The following is a 15,261-nucleotide window of genomic DNA, read 5'->3' as shown; positions in this document are numbered from 1 at the left end:
AGGTCTCAAGGAGAAGATCAATCTTAAGCTAATCGAAAACAAGACCTTTGATTCTGGAGCCATAGGCCTCGTTTACCAGACGGTAAGATGACCTTGTCACTTAAGGTGATTACGCTAACGGGAGACGATAGCTCAATTAACCGCCTTTTCACAAAGGCGGTTTTCTTATGGTCACAAATCAACATTAGAATTTAACATAGCCATTGAAAAAACGATAAAAAAGAGATGTTGATTTACTACATCTCTTCAATGGAATTCAATTTAGATAACTGAGTTTCGTCGGTTGTCTTCTTTATTTTCTGTTTTTCGGCTAAATACAATATATATAATACCAGAACATTTATTCCTACTATATATTGATTTAAATTGGAATAATATAGTATAATGATAGTATCAGAGGATGAGGAGGATAAAATGAAATTAAACGATCATTTCAAAAAGTTTGTAGGTACCATTTCCCTAAACACTACAAGAGTTTCTCGCATAGAAAGTGCGGTCAGCAGCTGGGATACGAAATTTATAACCGATGAAGTCATCAAAGATATTTACATAGATTACTATACTCAAGGTTCGTATAGCACAAACACAGGTGTCCGTCCAAAAGGTGAGGACGAATTTGATGTCGATGTAGTATTGGTATTGGATATCGACGAAGATAGTGACCCTAAAGATGTCTTGCATTCAATAAAGGATCGTATCAAAAGTTATTCTGGATTCGAAGACAAAGTAAAAGCAAAATCCAGATGCGTTCGAATTGAGTATGCTGGTGAATTTCATGTTGATGTAGTTCCAGCGTTGGAATACGGATCAATCATAAAAATACCTTCAAAGCAGGATGGCGAATGGAAGAAAACGAATCCAGCTGGATTTACGGCTTGGTGCAACGGTATAAATAAAGAGTCCGATCAGTATTTTTCTAAAGTCGTTAAAATACTAAAACATTGGCGTGATGAAAACGTTGGGAAGGATTCAGCACCAAAGTCGATACTATTGACTACTTTAGTCGGTCATGCATTTGTAAAAAAAGCTTCGATTGCCGAAACGCTTGTTGAAACTCTAAAAGAAATCATTTCTGATATCGAGTCATATATAGCTTGGCTTGTAGAAGATGACGATGTACCGCAAATTAGCAATCCTTCGCTTGCAGAAGAGAACCTAGCTCGGAATTGGAGCAAAAAGAAAGCATCCCGATTCCTAAACAAATTAAGAACATTGAAGGATAACTGCGTAGATGCATTAGAAGACGATGATAAAGAGAGCTCTATAAAAAAGTGGCAAGACATTTTCGGGAAAGAATACTTTCCTTCAGAGCTTGGAGCTGCTAAAGCAATGGCCACTTCTGTTCGTGCAGGAGCAGTAATGGTAGGCACAAGCGGTCATTTGAACATGGAAGAAGGGACAAAGATTAAAGACCATCGATTTTATGGTGAACAAGTTTGAAAAAATGGAAACCACCTAAAAATCCGAAAGCATTAAACATAGGCTTTCAAGACTTTCATATGCAACGCAGTTTTCCAACGTTTCAGCTGATCAAAGATGATTATATCTATTGGATAGGGGAACTTCAACCCACGCCAACTTCTGAAAATTATAAGATAAAGGTTGTTTATCACCCCTATCGTCCAAAGGTTTTCGTGTTAGAACCTGAGATACTTTCGTTTGCCCCTCATCGTTATGGAGATCAATCATTGTGTTTGTATTACCCAAACGATAAAAGTTTTGACGGGGAATCTATAATAGCCCATACGTTAATCCCTTGGACTAGCGAGTGGTTGTATTTCTACGAAGCATGGCTAGAAGAAGGTGTATGGTGGGGAAAAGAAGCACCACATAGCCCGAGCTAATAAATGAATGGGAGAGAAGGATTTGAACTGGGAGCAATTAAAAAGCGAAGAACCTAAAACAAAGGAAGAAGGGGTCTTCAGAGTCCTATCTATTGATGGCGGAGGTATGAAAGGTGTTATACCTGCTCAATACCTAAAAAGGATTGAAGAGAATACAGGTAGACCTATTCATGAACACTTTGATCTAATAACAGGAACATCTACAGGTGGAATTATAGCTTTAGGTCTGAGTATTGGACTACCAGCAGCAGAGATCACGAAAATCTATTCTGAAGAAGGAAAGAAAATATTCTCAAAATCTCTTTTCTCCAACAAATTTAGCTCCGCTAAATACGACAACAAACACCTAAAAAAATTACTTATCAACCAATACGGAGAAAAGAGAATGAGGGATGCTATGACAATGCTTTGTATCCCATCAATTGAACACCACAAGGCGGAGCCTAAAGTTTTTAAAACCCCCCATCATAGTGATTACATTCAAGATGGGGAGAGATTTATGTGGGAAGTGGGGCTTGCTACTTCCGCTGCACCGACCTATTTTCCCGCAGCATCAATCGGGGAAGGGGAATGCAAAATAGATGGTGGTCTCTGGGCGAATAATCCGATTTTAGTTGCAATAGGAGAAGCTAAGAAATTAGGATTTAGCTTGGATCAAATCAGAGTCTTATCCCTTGGAACAGGCGACTGTATTTATAGTGTAGATAACAAAGTTGCTGAAAATGGCGGGCTTATAAAATGGAAAAGCAACCTTGTTGATTTTACGTTTCAGGCTCAATCAAAGTCAGCTACCTATACAGCAAAGTATCTAATCGGAGACAATCTATATCGAATAACCCCAACGTTTGGGAGACCATTACAACTAGATTCAACCGATACAAAGGATATTGCTTTTATGATTAGTGAAGCAAATCACTTGTTTGAAAGAACATATATTAAGGAAGATATTTTCGAAAGATTTTTTAACGAAACTTCATTAAAACAGCATGTAAAAATATAAAAGCTATCACTTTATGTTAACGCGTTCGTTTCTGAGGTGCAAAACACTAATTCACAGCCGAATTTTGCGTTGAACAATGGAAATAACATGCCCCCTAGTTTTTTATGTGAAATTTAAGTTATAACGACAAAGCTATACAAAAATCCCCTTCTTTTTCCAAAGAGAAGGGGATTTTTGTATAAAAGATACTCTAAGAAGAACGATTAATGTAACTGCGTGGGAGATGAAAGATCAGTCGGCTGTGCTCGAATACTTATGGGTACTTTTTCGGTACTGTGTCTGAGGTGTTCGTACTACCTGAAGGAAGAGGAATTGGAAAAACTCTTAAAATGTTCAATTTTATATAGGAAAATTTTAGTTGAAATGTTAAAATTATTTACTGGGAGGTGGTATCTTATGGAAACGCATGTTTTATATCTTTATCGATCTTTTCAAACAAATTTGCATTTTGAAGATGCGTTGATTAAGATGGTTGATCATCCTCTGATAGCTATTGTTCAGAACAGGCTAATCCATTCTACTAGAGAGCAACATATAAAAAAATATAATCTACTTCCATATGAAATTAATCAATCCAACTACGATTATGTCTTGTTACATTCAGACAGTTTAGATCTACACGTCTTGGATATTACACTTGATTATGATATCGATATAAATTTAAAAACAGAACTTTTATCAGCAGTCAAAGAAAGAGACATAAAGATCGCCATTAATATACTTAAAGATATCCGCGAAGAAACAGACATCCAATCTGTCTCCTTTATTTATAAAGGGAGACAGATGAGGGTTTCTAAATTTGGAGTTATAGAAATAGATAGCAATTATGACGAACTACAAGAACTCGCTATTTACTCGCCAGTCGGTATTCTTACAGGAGTAGCGAAACATTCAGGCGGAAGGTATCATTAAGTGAAATTAAGTACTTTTATTTCAACGACAGTAGCTCAATTAATTGCATGGTTATTATTTTATTCATTTATTGGTGGTAGCACATGGCATCAAAACAAATTGAAGGAAATTATATTTGTTTTTGTTGTTTTTATTCTGACTAGTATTTGGGGTACCTTTACTTATTTCTTTAGACCTTTAACGATTACATTAACCCAGAGAAACGTATCTCATCCTGATTTAAAAAATACAGTTATTGATATTCAAGGCGAAAAGTTAGTAACAAAACAGAACCAGAGAACTATTTCTTATTCAATAAAAATTGAAAGAAGAGGTAGTATATGGTGGAGATTGTTTAAAAAGTTATTAAAATTTAATGATTTAGTTATTCAGTTTTCATCTAGTCCATACAAGATGGGGCTTGTACAAGATACATATACAAATCACAATATTGTTCCTAATCAGGACCAGGGATTCAACTATGGTTTAAACGAATATTTTCATGAATTATTTAAAGGCAGTGGCAACTATACAATATTTGAAAAACATCATTACTTTATTACAGCTCACCCAGATTTTAATTACCCTCCGAATGCAACTTATATAATAGAACCCACGTTGACATTCATAAGCCATAACAGATCAGCTGTTGAATTAATAGCTGCAACCTTATCCAAGAGCTTAATAAAAATTACCGAGCTAGAAAAACATGAGATAACAGTAGTTAAGAGGTGAAATATTTGGCTGGAGATCGGTATGCCATTTGGGCATTAGATAATTTATTGAGGTTGGAAAATATGATTCTGTTATTAAATAAAGACTATAATTACGAGGTTTCGTTTATAAATAGCCCTAATATTGAAGATAAGATATTGCTAAATAGCTGGAAAGCACCGAATCCTACAGAATCATTATTTATTAATCAGCAAGATCTTTTAGGAGAAAATATTCGTTACATTCATGCGGTTGGGCATTTTGAGGTTGGAAAAGGCGAAGTTAAATCTTATGTAGACGGACAGTTATTACCTAAAGAGGCAAGGGTAACTAAACACTCTTCAAACGTGATATTTTTTGAATACGAGCAAAGAGTATATGCGATTGTAGAAATTTGTGCTAGCAAGAGCCCGAGAATAAGAAGTTCATTGTTCGGCCAAAGAATTGGTCAAAAGATGGAAGAGTGGGGAGAAATCGAATGGAAACTACCTTTTCCGTTTACCTTTGATAATAAATTCTTCTACTGGTTATTGAGCAAGAAAGGACATGCATTTGAGATTAGAGATAAAAGAATTGAAGTAATAGATGTTTCTGCTATTTCGTTAACTTCTGATAGAAATGTATATGAAAGCAATAGTTTTGGTCCTGATTTATTAAATGGATCATTAGCCGCTCTTTCAGGACTAAGTTCGAATGAGACAGTTCACCAAGCAGGGATTAAATTAAAAATCGATTCTACAACTTTCAATATAGAAGTTAGTAAAGAAGGCGTGACTGTTATAGATAAATATCACTGTTATAAAGAAGGTGCCTCTTTTGTATCCTTTGATTCAGATTGTTGCTACTTTCTATTGTTATTATATGAAACGATTTATCCTGAGCTACTGCTCCAATTTAATATTGAAAAATCATCAGGTAATTGGAACCAACCACAAGAATTGTCACAACGAAAGGCATGGGCAATAAAGGTGATTAGAAATTTAATCGAGCAAAATGACATAGAGCTTGAAGATATAATGTGCGGTGAAAATGTGGAAAAAGAAGCTATTTAAATCAATTAAGCTACCTTATACAGGTAGCTTTTAAAATTTATGAGGTGGTAAAAAATGAATATTCATGGTTCACACCCATTTACATCTAATTTAAAACCGTTCTTTGATGACTTGATAAATAATTACCTAGAGGGCTATTATTTAAAGATAATTAAAGAGATTAATCCTGTTACAGATATAGAATACAGAGTATGGATTTTTTTCGTGAAAACTTTGAACACCTTGCGATCCATTAATCTTTTATTTTCTTCTGGAAATATAGTAGAAGCTAGGATACTAATGAGGAGTTTATTCGAATTGACCATTCTAACTAAAAAGTTAATAAAGGATAAAGAAGTTTTTATTAAATACTCAAAAGCGTACGAAATGTTTAAAAGAATTGAAACAGCTATAATAAATATTGGATTAATTGAAAACGATCAAAGCATTACATTTTTTACGAAGGAAGAATTAGAGCAATTGATTAAGGATTTAGAAAATGAAATATCTACTCTGGGTTTTACTCCTACAAATAATAAAAATTCGGGCAAACCCCATGTAAATAAATATTTTGAAATATTTGAGTTGGCAAAAGATGTTGGTGAGGAAGTACAGTACAAAACCACATATAAGAACCTTTGCTTAGATACACATACTTCCTCTTCACACTTTTACAAATACTTAGTAAAAGATGATATCGTTGAAAATAAATTCAAATTAAACATGCACCCTTATTTGCATGAACAGGATCTTATGATTTCTTTAACTGTTATGTTTAGTTATGAATGTATTGATCATTTAACAGAAACCTTCGGAATAGAAAAAGATGTTGTAGCAAATAGGCAGTTCCATAAACTCGCAAAAATGTCTTATTTATTATTGCCACAATTAATTAAGCAAGGTACAGCAAAGAAACATGGTATTGGTTTATTAATCTAACAAAAAGCAGCTATCAGCTGCTTTTTGTTTTTGTCATTTTAATAAATTTCACTCCTTTTATCCGCTTTAACGACAACTTTTACTCCAATTCTGTGATTAATTCATAAACATTCGTAGGCGGTATTTCTTTTCTTCTTCTAACTTTGCTGGGTCAACGTCGATTACCTCTGCTTTTTCAATATATTACAACCCATGATTGTAGAAGCTCGTCTCATTAATGAAGCGGATACTGGGAAAAAACATTAGTGTACACATTAATAAATAGTTTGAGTGAACTGATCAGAAGGCCATTAATGAGATCTACAAGGATTTATCTGTAAATATTCTGGATTCCATATCTAACAAAAATTAAGAAGATCAAACAGTTGCAAGGTATAGGGGGAAGTTACAAAGTTACAATTATTGTCTTGCCGTATTACGGTGATCAATGGGATTACGGCTAATCCATTGCTTTTTCATATTTATGTATGGCCTTTACCTTTGAAAAATGGACTATCTGTATTTCATTGTTAAGGCTTATTATACGAAATTTCATTCGATACGGATCAATGTAATGAATATGGCCGTTTATGGTAATTAGTCGTCTGTTTAAGTAAACAACAAACGTTAAAGGAATATTAAATTCCATAGCTTCCAATACCAACTCATTCATTTCTTCCAGTTCCTGCTCATCAATACTCGTTCAGGAATGTCGTAGTATTCCTCGCTTAAATACTTCCTTAATTCCTTCACATGCTCAGGTAGCATCAAACTCGTCCACTTGATATTCTCTCTATCACGAATAGTCATAGTATCACTCCTTAAAATTATATACGAACATACATTCTTAAATCTAATTGAAATTATTGTTAAAAGCTTATTCGATCCCCAGCAGGAAATATGTAAAACAAAGTCGAATCATTCCATAATTGTTATTTTAGGTGGTTGAACAAATGAGCAAGAAAATTTCCAAAGGTGAAAATGATTTTATATAGGGGTGTACAAAAGCCATTCTTTTAAAATGACGCTAGCCTTCATCACTGGCTCTATTTAGTAGGTGGGGTGAGGCAATATGTTGTACATGAGGATGAAAATTACGCTGAAACGCATCCGGTTTTTAAAATGCTAAGCTCCTCTGTGTAGTAGAAGATGGTTTTATCACCAATTGGCATCAAAAAGCAGGGAACAATGAACTATCAAAACCTTGGATAAAACGATGCTTAAAGAAACTCCTTAAAAACAGCGAATCAATTGCCGCTTTCTGCTATAACGATTATTCGAACGATGAGATAGAGTCTCTTCTTACTAAGATCTGTACAGAAGGACTTAGTGAAGATAAAAAAGAGCAATACCTCAACAAAATGCGAATACTGCTGAAAAAATAAATGCAAGAATTGGCTGCAAAGGAACGTAAAAACTTGAAACGTCATTCAAACTAATATTAAGAAACGGGGTAATTATATGGAGAAATTTATTGATTATTATAAGGTGCTAAACGTTTCTTATTATGCAACTTTTGAAGAAATTAAAGACTCATACCGAAATAAAGTAAAGGAAACTCATCCTGATAGTCCTTTTGGAGATGCCGAAAATTTTAAGATGGTAAAAGAAGCATATGATGTATTATCCAATGAAGAGAAGAGAAAACATTACAATGAATTTCTTTTCGCTTTTACGAAAGTTAATACTCCAGTAAACAATCATAAAACTTCTACAGAAACACCCTATACAGTAAAAAATCCTGACAGAAGCCAAAGGACTTGGAAGCCACTTACAATCTCCTCTTTAATGTTGAACATTGCATTTCTAATGGTGATCATTTGGGGATTTAATCAAGGATTAGATGAAAAGAATAAATTTGTTATAGTTCAAGAAAAACTGGAGAAATCAGAACAATCGTTTGTTGAACTCCAGACTAAATACGATGACCTTAATGATCAATATACAACTTTAGAATTAGACTATAACAATTTACTAACACAGCGAGAATATACATACGAAGATGAACCATTAGTAGAAGAGGCAGCAACTACAGAACCTGTGGCTGATGAACCCGAATTTATAAATCCTGAAGGTGCCTTTACTCAAGGATCAAGTAAAGAACATGTAAAGAAGGTAATGGGAACACCTTCAAGCCTTTCAAAGTTACCTTCTGGAGGAGAAACATGGTGGTACGGTGGTTCATCGTATATCAATTTTAACAGTGAGGGAATTGTCGAAGGTTGGTATGATTATAGTGGCGGTAAACTGAAAGTTCAGTAATAATGCTTTATTTTCTTTTTGTAAAGTAATTATTCAAAAATTTTAATATGGGAGATGATTAATTATGTGTGGGATTAGCAAATAGACATAACGAAAGAGATTTAGTAATACCAAAGTATCGTGAGCAATTATTAAAAGCTATTGAAAAAGATTTATTACATGATTCAAACGTTTTAGCTGTTTTTTATGGAGGTTCGTTAGGAAATAAAAATACCGATTTATACTCGGATATTGACCTTCGTATTGTTGTCAAAGAAGAGGTATTTGAAGAATACAGACTTAACAAAAAACAGAGAGCTAAAAACTGGGGAGAAGTGTTGTTTTTCGAAGATTTCCCTTGGTCAACTTATAGTATCGCTCATTATGATACTTTTATAAAAGTCGATACATTTTATTATAAAGTAAGAGATGTACAGCCGTCGGTCTGGCTCCAAAACATAAAAATTGTTCGAGATACCATTGGTTTAATGAAAGATGTATTAGAAAAATCAATGAAACTCTCGTATAAGCCAAATGATCAAGAAGTGGAAATTTGGAGAACAAAATTTTTTGCCTATGTACACGAGGCATATCGAAGAGTTATGAGAAAGGAAATATACTATGCCCTCCATTGCCTTGATAACATACGATTCTCAATGGTAACTGCTTGGTATATGGATGCAGGATTTCAACCTAATACGTTTGGAGACTGGGCAAAAGTAGAAGGAGACAGAAGTAAATTACTCGATTGGCAACTGAAACTCCTTGAACAATGGCATAGTAGTAGAGACCCTAATGAGATAATGAACGTAATAAAGAACGTAATCCCAGAATTTTTGAGAGTACACAAGAGTTTATGCGGTAAGTTAGACATTGAGGAAAACCCTGAATTGGTTGAAGAAATATTTAATATGGTACTCTAAACAATGTAAAAAAGGCATCGGAATTCGTTGCCTTTTTGTTGCTTATTGTATCTTATTTAACAGGTAATGTGATTAAAGTTTAATAGGAGGCGATGTACAAAATGGGGAATAAGGAAGTAAAACATGTGGAAATACCACTTCGTATTTGGGTAGCTAAGGATGGAGATGGGACAAGAATTGAGTTAGGGTGTTTAAACCAATTTAGATCATCGATTACAGAAAAACAACATAAGTCACTATATAATAGATTAAAAAACATTCTTGAAGAAAATAAGAAGTGGGTCGATGGAGATGGAATTTAAGGATTTCTTGATTAAGGAATATCGAATAAGTGAAAAGTCAGCTCGAGATTATGTAGGCCGTTTAAACGGCATCATAGCAAGAGGAATCTATCAAGGTGAAAAAGGTATTACTCCTAGTATGAACGCTGCTATTAAAAGGGAATTTCCGAATTCAAAAGGGCATTACCTTCTGACCCTTGAACGATTTATTGACTTCCAACTTCAAAAAGAATATTAAAAGATAACTGAAAAATAGGTCTAATTAAAACCGCTGACTTAGTCATTGAATATGGGATGAGACCTGATTATAAGCGGGCATTTTAAGAGGTTTCCAAAGTTTTCAATACGGAGAATCCGATCAGTGTGTTTTCTTAGAACTCAGAGTTAAGGCAAAGATTAAAATTAGAAACTGGACAAGAATTCGGGATGTTGAGAACACTTGTTTTTTTGTGGATTTGATTAGTGAGGAGGGAAGTGGAGCCCACTCCCTCTCGAATAAGATTAAATGGCACACCGTATACATAGTAAGGATAAACACATAGATCTTATTCAACAAACGGGGAGGATTGTTGAATAAGACTTAGATTGGAGGTGTTACATTTGAAGTTAGACTCAGTTGTTTACATTCTGTTTTTAGTATTCATAATAAGTAGTTGTCATAATAGTTCGGAGAAATTAATAGATGGAAAAGTGCAGATATCAGAAGAGATTGATAATATGATTTCTGAATATATTATTCAAAACAGTTCAAAAGCATACGCCAACACAGATAAGAAATTTGAGGTACATAGAATATATGGAACGAGTGAAAAAAATGGTGTTATATCCGTTTATCTGCACTCCTATTTTGGTGGATTTAATAAAAAATCAGGTAATTCGATGCAAGGAGGACATTCATTACCAGCCTTAATGAAAATCAAAAAAGACTCATCAGGTTACTCAGTCGTTGATTATCAGGAACCTAAAGATGGAGATTTGTATAAACCTTCTTTAGAAAAAATGTTTCCAGAGAGATATTCCAAAATGGAACTGCAACGAACTGGTAATATCAAGGATTTAGAAAAAGAGATGGACGAAAAAGTAAATAGGTGGTTAAATCAATAAACGGTATTCAACAAACGCGTGCATTTGTTGAAGTTCCACAGAACTTTTTACGCCTCTTTTTATTGAACTAAGGGGCAGTTTATGTGAAGAAGGTAATTAATAAAATACGTCGAAATTATATTTTAAAAAAACTGAGGAGGATTTAATTATGGAGTTTCTGTTGGTTTTTACCTTTCATTTCTTCATAATGGGTTCGTTGGTTCTATTGCTTAGTGGAATTATTACTTTCTTCATAAAACGACTACATTTTATTTTTGTGGTTCTATTTTGTATGGTTGGAGGTTATTTGTATTCGATTAATTTTGAAATACCAGATTTAGCATGGTTTGCAATTGTCTTTAACGGGATTCTCTCCCTTTTAGCTGTTGGATTGATTAAAGCTGGGCTTTACGCTAGACAAAAGGCGGAACAAATCATTAAATAAATCTATGTTCTTCAACAATCGGGTGCATTTCTTCAAGAAGGAGAAATGCACTTTTTATTGAAATTTAGAACGGAGCTTAGAATAAAGGTAATTAAGAGAGGATTATAAATGGTTAAATCGAGTGAGATAGACTTTGATTATTTTATTGGACAAGCCGTAACGGATGTTAATACCAAAGAAAACTCAACTTTCATTATCTTTTTTGAAAACGGAAGGTTAATGATCGAATGTCCTTGGAGAATTCGCAAAAATAAAGAAATAGTGTTAGGTGAAACAGATCTTATATCTGATTCAAAAAAATTCTCATTAAAAAATGCAAAGAACATACTATTATCTAAGAGAATATTAAACATTTCATTTTATGAAGATCTATTATTTATTATCGAGTTTGAAGATAACCTGAGCTTGGAATTATTTCACGCTAGTTGTTATTTTGAGGGATGGACATTGCAAGGGGAGAATGGATTGGACATCTGGACACTACCTGGAGGTAAGGTTTGTTATTAAATTACAGTCAGCATTCCTATAATGAGTTATTCCACAAACAGGTGCATTTCTTTAAAAAGGAGAAGTGCACTTTTTTATTGAAATAAAGGACAGATTACATAAAAATAATTAAGAAAGAGGAATAAATGATGAGTATCATTCTAACGGTTATACCATTGGTTTTTTTCGGGATTTTTGTATGGCTAATTTTTTCGACACTCGTAGATATAACTGAACAGTTGAAAGAACAGAATGACATTTTAAAAGAATTGGTTCGAGAGAGAAAAAATAACTAAATGCTAGGTTATTAAAGCATATTTAGTAAATTAATATTCAACAATCGGGTGCTTTTCTTCAAGAAGGAGAAGTAGCTTGATAAAGGGTAAAAAGAGATGTTGATTTACAACATCTCTTTAATGGAATGCAATTTAGATAACTTAATTTCTTTTTGCTGTTACATTTTTAATATCTAATACATACACCTCTGTATCTTCTATTAAGAAAAGCTTTGATCCACGACCAACTCCATAATCATAGTTTAAAATACTTCCATCAGGTTTTAATGTCTTAAATGTAATCTTTTTCTTTTCACTCAAAGAATATAAATAAACTTCTGGCTTAGCATCGTAATCCTGGCTAAATAAAACATCGTTCCCATGGATAGCAAATGCCTCACTTCCTACAATCGGAATGTCCTCATAGAGTTCAAATTCATTTTCATCTATTATTTTTACAAACGGGAAGTCGGAGTAATAATAAATGTTTGTACTATCAGATGTGACGTTCATGGCATAGCAATCATCAATTGGAGGGACGTGTTGATTGTTTCTCCTGATTGAGTAGTAAAAATCAAACGTTTTATCTCCATCTTTATAACAGTTCAATCTCCCTACATCACTTTGATCAAAATAACTTACCCACACATCACCTTCAAGGGTGGTTTGTATATCTTCAACTGCATCTCCAAATGCATATCTATTTAATATATTCCCTTCCTTATCAAACACATATGCGTTTTTTGCGTCGTTTTCTTCTTCATCCATTCGTGCATCCACAAGTAACCAATTTTCACCAAGAGGTTGAACGAAGCTAAAAAATTTCATCTTTAGAGTAGGCATTTTAATATGGATGGTATCTCCATTTATAAAGTGATAGAGATCATGATGATACATTAAGCCTTTTTTTGTGCTGGTTAGTAATATCAAATTCCCATCATAATCTATACCCATATTAAAAGAATCAGACCTATCCACAAATTTTTTTATATTATAATAAAATTGAGCAATTGTTTTCTTCATATAACACCCCTAAACGTATATGTATTTGCTAGAATCTTATATTACCATTAAATTATTAAAAACATTGATGGACTAGTGAATATATCTATTAATTTTATTGCTCTATTCAAAAATGGGGTGCATTGCTGAAGGGATTTATGTTGGGTTAGGTAAAGAAAAGAGGAGAGAAACAATTGCCTGGTATTACTTTTAAGATAACTGGAGAAGGAAAGGCTGTATTGTTTGATGAACGAATACATGGATACCTCCGAAAAAAAGAGAGTAAAAACATGCATCAATTTGGTCTGCTGCTCGATTTAGATCACTACGGTTATAATGTTTTAAAGTATGAAGAAATTCAAGAGCTAATTATAATTTGTGATAAATTGATCCAGCTTTATAATGACGAGTTTATCTGGGAGCATAACCGAGTACGTAAGTTCAGTAAGAAGTTGCAACAGCTGTGTCTTAGAGCAATAAATGAACAAAAAGATATTCGATCAATTGGAGACTAATAGATATATAATGATGGCATTATTCAACAATCGGGTGCTTTAATGGACGATTGACAGAGCTGTATTGCAGCTCTTTTTTATTGAACTAACTGTTCAAACCTTTAATGTATAATCTTTATAAAAGGGTGATTGGGTTGGAAAGCGTTCCGAAGATAAGAGAGATATGGCTCGATGAAGAAATTAATGACCAGGAGTTTGTTGGTATAATCAATAGCATTTACAAGCAAGAATGTTATATTTATGCGATTATTCCTGAATGGGAAGAAGAATTACTTGCCGAACTTTCAAATGATTTTGTAGTAATTAACAAAATCCCATTCCCGTTAACACGCATCTTTCCAAGAACAATGGGTTATGTAGGGTATATAAAGGATAGTAACAAGCAATTTGTATTTGAGTTTTATTTGCTGCATTCTACAATTGATTTTTTAGTGTTTTCAGATACAAATGCATCTCAATATTTAAACAACATCAACAAAAAGAACATTGATATTTACAAAATATTTGAATCAAACAAAATCCCTCATATAACCATTGGTCCTGATGGTCAGTGGCTAAATGTATTTCATTATTGAATTATTTTCTTATTCAACAAACGGGTGCTTTAATTGAATAAGGGCAAAATCAAACGACCAGACTTAAATCTGGTCGTTTGATTTTGATTAAAACTTTGGTTTTACTATACTAGAGTTTTTCTTCTTCTTTTATAGATACAACATCAGTTGTTTCAGTTGGCTCATATTCCTCAATTATATGTGCCACTTTTTCAAAAGCTTTATATATATTCATATCTTTAATAGGGTTGTCTGAAAAAGCCCAAGCCAAGAAGATTGTATGAATCAATACTAGAGCCTTTTTTATATATTTGTTCCATAAGGTTTTTTCTTCTTCGTTGCCACTCTCATTAACTTTCGTGTCAGTCATAGTTATGTGTAAATTGATAGTGACTGCCGCATTAAAAAATAATGGATTTTTTACTTCAAGCTCTTCTTCTAACTTTTCTTGTAACTCTTCTTCATCATCCACTATGTAAATATCTTCATTTTCAGCAACGATCAAACCTTCATCCTCAGCAAAAATATCAAATTCTTCTAATACATCTTCTCCAAGCGAATCGAAGATTTCATTTATTAAGGTATTGCGGGAGATAGAAGTCGACAACGATGTAAACTTACGTGCGATTGATGACAAATCACCCCACTTGGTTGCAGCGTCTAGATATTTTAAATGAGTTAGTAAGGGTAGGTTTAGATGATGAAGGTGTGATCCTCTTATCGCCGATTTAAAATAATTATCCATCACCTTTACATTACTTATTACTCCCATATCGACAAGAGTATTTGCTAATCCCCTCGATCTCTCTTGAAGTTCAGCAAAAGATCTAATAGCTTCACTCATTCTAGTAATATGACTAAAGTTTGGAACGTTGTAATTTGGTTTTAGCGTGTTCTGAAATCTGTTAATGTCTCGAATAGCATCAGGCACTTTAGTGATTCCTTTAATTGCTTCAAGAGGTACTTTAAAACCCTCTTTATCTTTATCTTTATCTTTACTCATAGAATCTCCCCTTTGATTTAATAACCTTATTTTAACAGGAGGTTCGTACTATCAA

Annotated in this window: 21 protein-coding genes; 17 read left to right on the top strand and 4 right to left on the bottom strand. The window is 33.5% G+C overall.

Annotated elements, in window-relative coordinates:
- Nucleotides 1–414 precede the first annotated feature (414 nt).
- From IEV52_RS09400 to IEV52_RS09370, 7 genes are all read left to right on the top strand, one after another.
- Nucleotides 415–1,440: an SMODS domain-containing nucleotidyltransferase gene (locus IEV52_RS09400; RefSeq protein WP_188402184.1), complete on the top strand. Its 1,026-nt coding sequence runs from the start codon at nucleotides 415–417 to the stop codon at nucleotides 1,438–1,440.
- Nucleotides 1,437–1,844 (top strand): type II CBASS E2 protein, encoded by a 408-nt coding sequence (locus IEV52_RS09395; RefSeq protein ID WP_188402183.1) that lies wholly within the window; start codon nucleotides 1,437–1,439, stop codon nucleotides 1,842–1,844. Before IEV52_RS09400 ends, IEV52_RS09395 begins: the two co-directional genes overlap by 4 nt.
- A 7-nt stretch (nucleotides 1,845–1,851) precedes the next feature.
- Nucleotides 1,852–2,844, top strand: coding sequence for a CBASS cGAMP-activated phospholipase (locus IEV52_RS09390; RefSeq protein ID WP_188402182.1), 993 nt, complete (start codon nucleotides 1,852–1,854; stop codon nucleotides 2,842–2,844).
- 396 nt (nucleotides 2,845–3,240) lie between these two features.
- Nucleotides 3,241–3,756, top strand: coding sequence for a hypothetical protein (locus IEV52_RS09385; RefSeq protein ID WP_188402181.1), 516 nt, complete (start codon nucleotides 3,241–3,243; stop codon nucleotides 3,754–3,756).
- Complete coding sequence (locus tag IEV52_RS09380) at nucleotides 3,757–4,470, top strand: hypothetical protein (RefSeq protein WP_188402180.1); 714 nt, start codon at nucleotides 3,757–3,759, stop codon at nucleotides 4,468–4,470.
- Between the two features lie 5 nt (nucleotides 4,471–4,475).
- A complete protein-coding gene (locus IEV52_RS09375; protein WP_188402179.1) occupies nucleotides 4,476–5,501 on the top strand; it encodes a hypothetical protein in 1,026 nt (341 codons plus the stop codon).
- A 54-nt stretch (nucleotides 5,502–5,555) separates the two neighbouring features.
- Nucleotides 5,556–6,419 (top strand): DUF5677 domain-containing protein, encoded by an 864-nt coding sequence (locus IEV52_RS09370; protein ID WP_188402178.1) that lies wholly within the window; start codon nucleotides 5,556–5,558, stop codon nucleotides 6,417–6,419.
- A 439-nt stretch (nucleotides 6,420–6,858) separates the two neighbouring features.
- Here the strand turns inward: IEV52_RS09370 and IEV52_RS22760 are convergent, their stop codons facing one another.
- Nucleotides 6,859–7,047 carry a YolD-like family protein gene (locus tag IEV52_RS22760; protein WP_373869412.1) on the bottom strand — a complete coding sequence of 63 codons (189 nt, stop codon included), beginning with the start codon at nucleotides 7,045–7,047 and terminating at the stop codon, nucleotides 6,859–6,861.
- A gap of 20 nt (nucleotides 7,048–7,067) precedes the next feature.
- On the bottom strand, nucleotides 7,068–7,208 hold the full coding sequence (locus IEV52_RS09360) for a hypothetical protein (RefSeq protein WP_188402176.1): 141 nt from the start codon (nucleotides 7,206–7,208) through the stop codon (nucleotides 7,068–7,070).
- 651 nt (nucleotides 7,209–7,859) lie between these two features.
- Between IEV52_RS09360 and IEV52_RS09355 the strand changes: the two genes are divergently transcribed.
- From IEV52_RS09355 to IEV52_RS09320, 8 genes are all read left to right on the top strand, one after another.
- A complete protein-coding gene (locus tag IEV52_RS09355) occupies nucleotides 7,860–8,660 on the top strand; it encodes a J domain-containing protein (RefSeq protein ID WP_188402175.1) in 801 nt (266 codons plus the stop codon).
- Between the two features lie 68 nt (nucleotides 8,661–8,728).
- Nucleotides 8,729–9,562 (top strand): nucleotidyltransferase domain-containing protein, encoded by an 834-nt coding sequence (locus tag IEV52_RS09350; protein WP_188402174.1) that lies wholly within the window; start codon nucleotides 8,729–8,731, stop codon nucleotides 9,560–9,562.
- Nucleotides 9,563–9,663: 101 nt separating this feature from the next.
- Nucleotides 9,664–9,864 carry a hypothetical protein gene (locus IEV52_RS09345; protein ID WP_188402173.1) on the top strand — a complete coding sequence of 67 codons (201 nt, stop codon included), beginning with the start codon at nucleotides 9,664–9,666 and terminating at the stop codon, nucleotides 9,862–9,864.
- Entirely contained in the window at nucleotides 9,848–10,081 is a 234-nt protein-coding gene (locus IEV52_RS09340) for a hypothetical protein (protein WP_229754224.1), read from the top strand. The genes IEV52_RS09345 and IEV52_RS09340 overlap by 17 nt, the downstream gene beginning before the upstream one ends.
- Before the next feature lie 362 nt (nucleotides 10,082–10,443).
- Nucleotides 10,444–10,947 (top strand): hypothetical protein, encoded by a 504-nt coding sequence (locus tag IEV52_RS09335; protein WP_188402171.1) that lies wholly within the window; start codon nucleotides 10,444–10,446, stop codon nucleotides 10,945–10,947.
- 148 nt (nucleotides 10,948–11,095) lie between these two features.
- Nucleotides 11,096–11,371, top strand: coding sequence for a hypothetical protein (locus IEV52_RS09330; RefSeq protein WP_188402170.1), 276 nt, complete (start codon nucleotides 11,096–11,098; stop codon nucleotides 11,369–11,371).
- 108 nt (nucleotides 11,372–11,479) lie between these two features.
- Nucleotides 11,480–11,878: a hypothetical protein gene (locus tag IEV52_RS09325; RefSeq protein WP_229754223.1), complete on the top strand. Its 399-nt coding sequence runs from the start codon at nucleotides 11,480–11,482 to the stop codon at nucleotides 11,876–11,878.
- A gap of 128 nt (nucleotides 11,879–12,006) precedes the next feature.
- Nucleotides 12,007–12,153, top strand: a complete 147-nt coding sequence (locus tag IEV52_RS09320) for a hypothetical protein (RefSeq protein WP_188402169.1) — start codon at nucleotides 12,007–12,009, stop codon at nucleotides 12,151–12,153.
- Between the two features lie 141 nt (nucleotides 12,154–12,294).
- On the opposite strand, the gene IEV52_RS09315 is transcribed toward IEV52_RS09320, so the two are convergent.
- A complete protein-coding gene (locus IEV52_RS09315; RefSeq protein WP_188402168.1) occupies nucleotides 12,295–13,155 on the bottom strand; it encodes a hypothetical protein in 861 nt (286 codons plus the stop codon).
- A 173-nt stretch (nucleotides 13,156–13,328) separates the two neighbouring features.
- On the opposite strand from IEV52_RS09315, the gene IEV52_RS09310 reads away from it, so the two are divergent.
- A complete protein-coding gene (locus IEV52_RS09310; protein WP_188402167.1) occupies nucleotides 13,329–13,649 on the top strand; it encodes a hypothetical protein in 321 nt (106 codons plus the stop codon).
- A gap of 134 nt (nucleotides 13,650–13,783) precedes the next feature.
- Nucleotides 13,784–14,224 (top strand): hypothetical protein, encoded by a 441-nt coding sequence (locus IEV52_RS09305; protein WP_188402166.1) that lies wholly within the window; start codon nucleotides 13,784–13,786, stop codon nucleotides 14,222–14,224.
- 109 nt (nucleotides 14,225–14,333) lie between these two features.
- Here the strand turns inward: IEV52_RS09305 and IEV52_RS09300 are convergent, their stop codons facing one another.
- Nucleotides 14,334–15,206: a hypothetical protein gene (locus IEV52_RS09300; protein WP_188402165.1), complete on the bottom strand. Its 873-nt coding sequence runs from the start codon at nucleotides 15,204–15,206 to the stop codon at nucleotides 14,334–14,336.
- Nucleotides 15,207–15,261: the final 55 nt, after the last annotated feature.

It is taken from the genome of Fictibacillus barbaricus, from assembly GCF_014635025.1.
In the GTDB taxonomy this organism is placed as follows: Bacteria; Bacillota; Bacilli; order Bacillales; family Fictibacillaceae; genus Fictibacillus; species Fictibacillus barbaricus.
The sequence above is the reverse complement of the archived record's forward strand: the minus strand, read 5'-3'. Positions and strand labels throughout refer to the sequence as shown.

What these genes read in the sequence shown, in the direction of transcription:
- IEV52_RS09400 (WP_188402184.1), top strand. Translation starts at nt 415, where the DNA reads ATGAAATTAAACGATCATTTCAAAAAGTTTGTAGGTACCATTTCCCTA.
- IEV52_RS09390 (WP_188402182.1), top strand. Translation starts at nt 1,852, where the DNA reads ATGGGAGAGAAGGATTTGAACTGGGAGCAATTAAAAAGCGAAGAACCT.
- IEV52_RS09385 (WP_188402181.1), top strand. Translation starts at nt 3,241, where the DNA reads ATGGAAACGCATGTTTTATATCTTTATCGATCTTTTCAAACAAATTTG.
- IEV52_RS09370 (WP_188402178.1), top strand. Translation starts at nt 5,556, where the DNA reads ATGAATATTCATGGTTCACACCCATTTACATCTAATTTAAAACCGTTC.
- IEV52_RS22760 (WP_373869412.1), bottom strand. Translation starts at nt 7,047, where the DNA reads ATGGAATTTAATATTCCTTTAACGTTTGTTGTTTACTTAAACAGACGA.
- IEV52_RS09360 (WP_188402176.1), bottom strand. Translation starts at nt 7,208, where the DNA reads ATGACTATTCGTGATAGAGAGAATATCAAGTGGACGAGTTTGATGCTA.
- IEV52_RS09355 (WP_188402175.1), top strand. Translation starts at nt 7,860, where the DNA reads ATGGAGAAATTTATTGATTATTATAAGGTGCTAAACGTTTCTTATTAT.
- IEV52_RS09345 (WP_188402173.1), top strand. Translation starts at nt 9,664, where the DNA reads ATGGGGAATAAGGAAGTAAAACATGTGGAAATACCACTTCGTATTTGG.
- IEV52_RS09340 (WP_229754224.1), top strand. Translation starts at nt 9,848, where the DNA reads ATGGAGATGGAATTTAAGGATTTCTTGATTAAGGAATATCGAATAAGT.
- IEV52_RS09330 (WP_188402170.1), top strand. Translation starts at nt 11,096, where the DNA reads ATGGAGTTTCTGTTGGTTTTTACCTTTCATTTCTTCATAATGGGTTCG.
- IEV52_RS09325 (WP_229754223.1), top strand. Translation starts at nt 11,480, where the DNA reads ATGGTTAAATCGAGTGAGATAGACTTTGATTATTTTATTGGACAAGCC.
- IEV52_RS09320 (WP_188402169.1), top strand. Translation starts at nt 12,007, where the DNA reads ATGAGTATCATTCTAACGGTTATACCATTGGTTTTTTTCGGGATTTTT.
- IEV52_RS09315 (WP_188402168.1), bottom strand. Translation starts at nt 13,155, where the DNA reads ATGAAGAAAACAATTGCTCAATTTTATTATAATATAAAAAAATTTGTG.
- IEV52_RS09300 (WP_188402165.1), bottom strand. Translation starts at nt 15,206, where the DNA reads ATGAGTAAAGATAAAGATAAAGATAAAGAGGGTTTTAAAGTACCTCTT.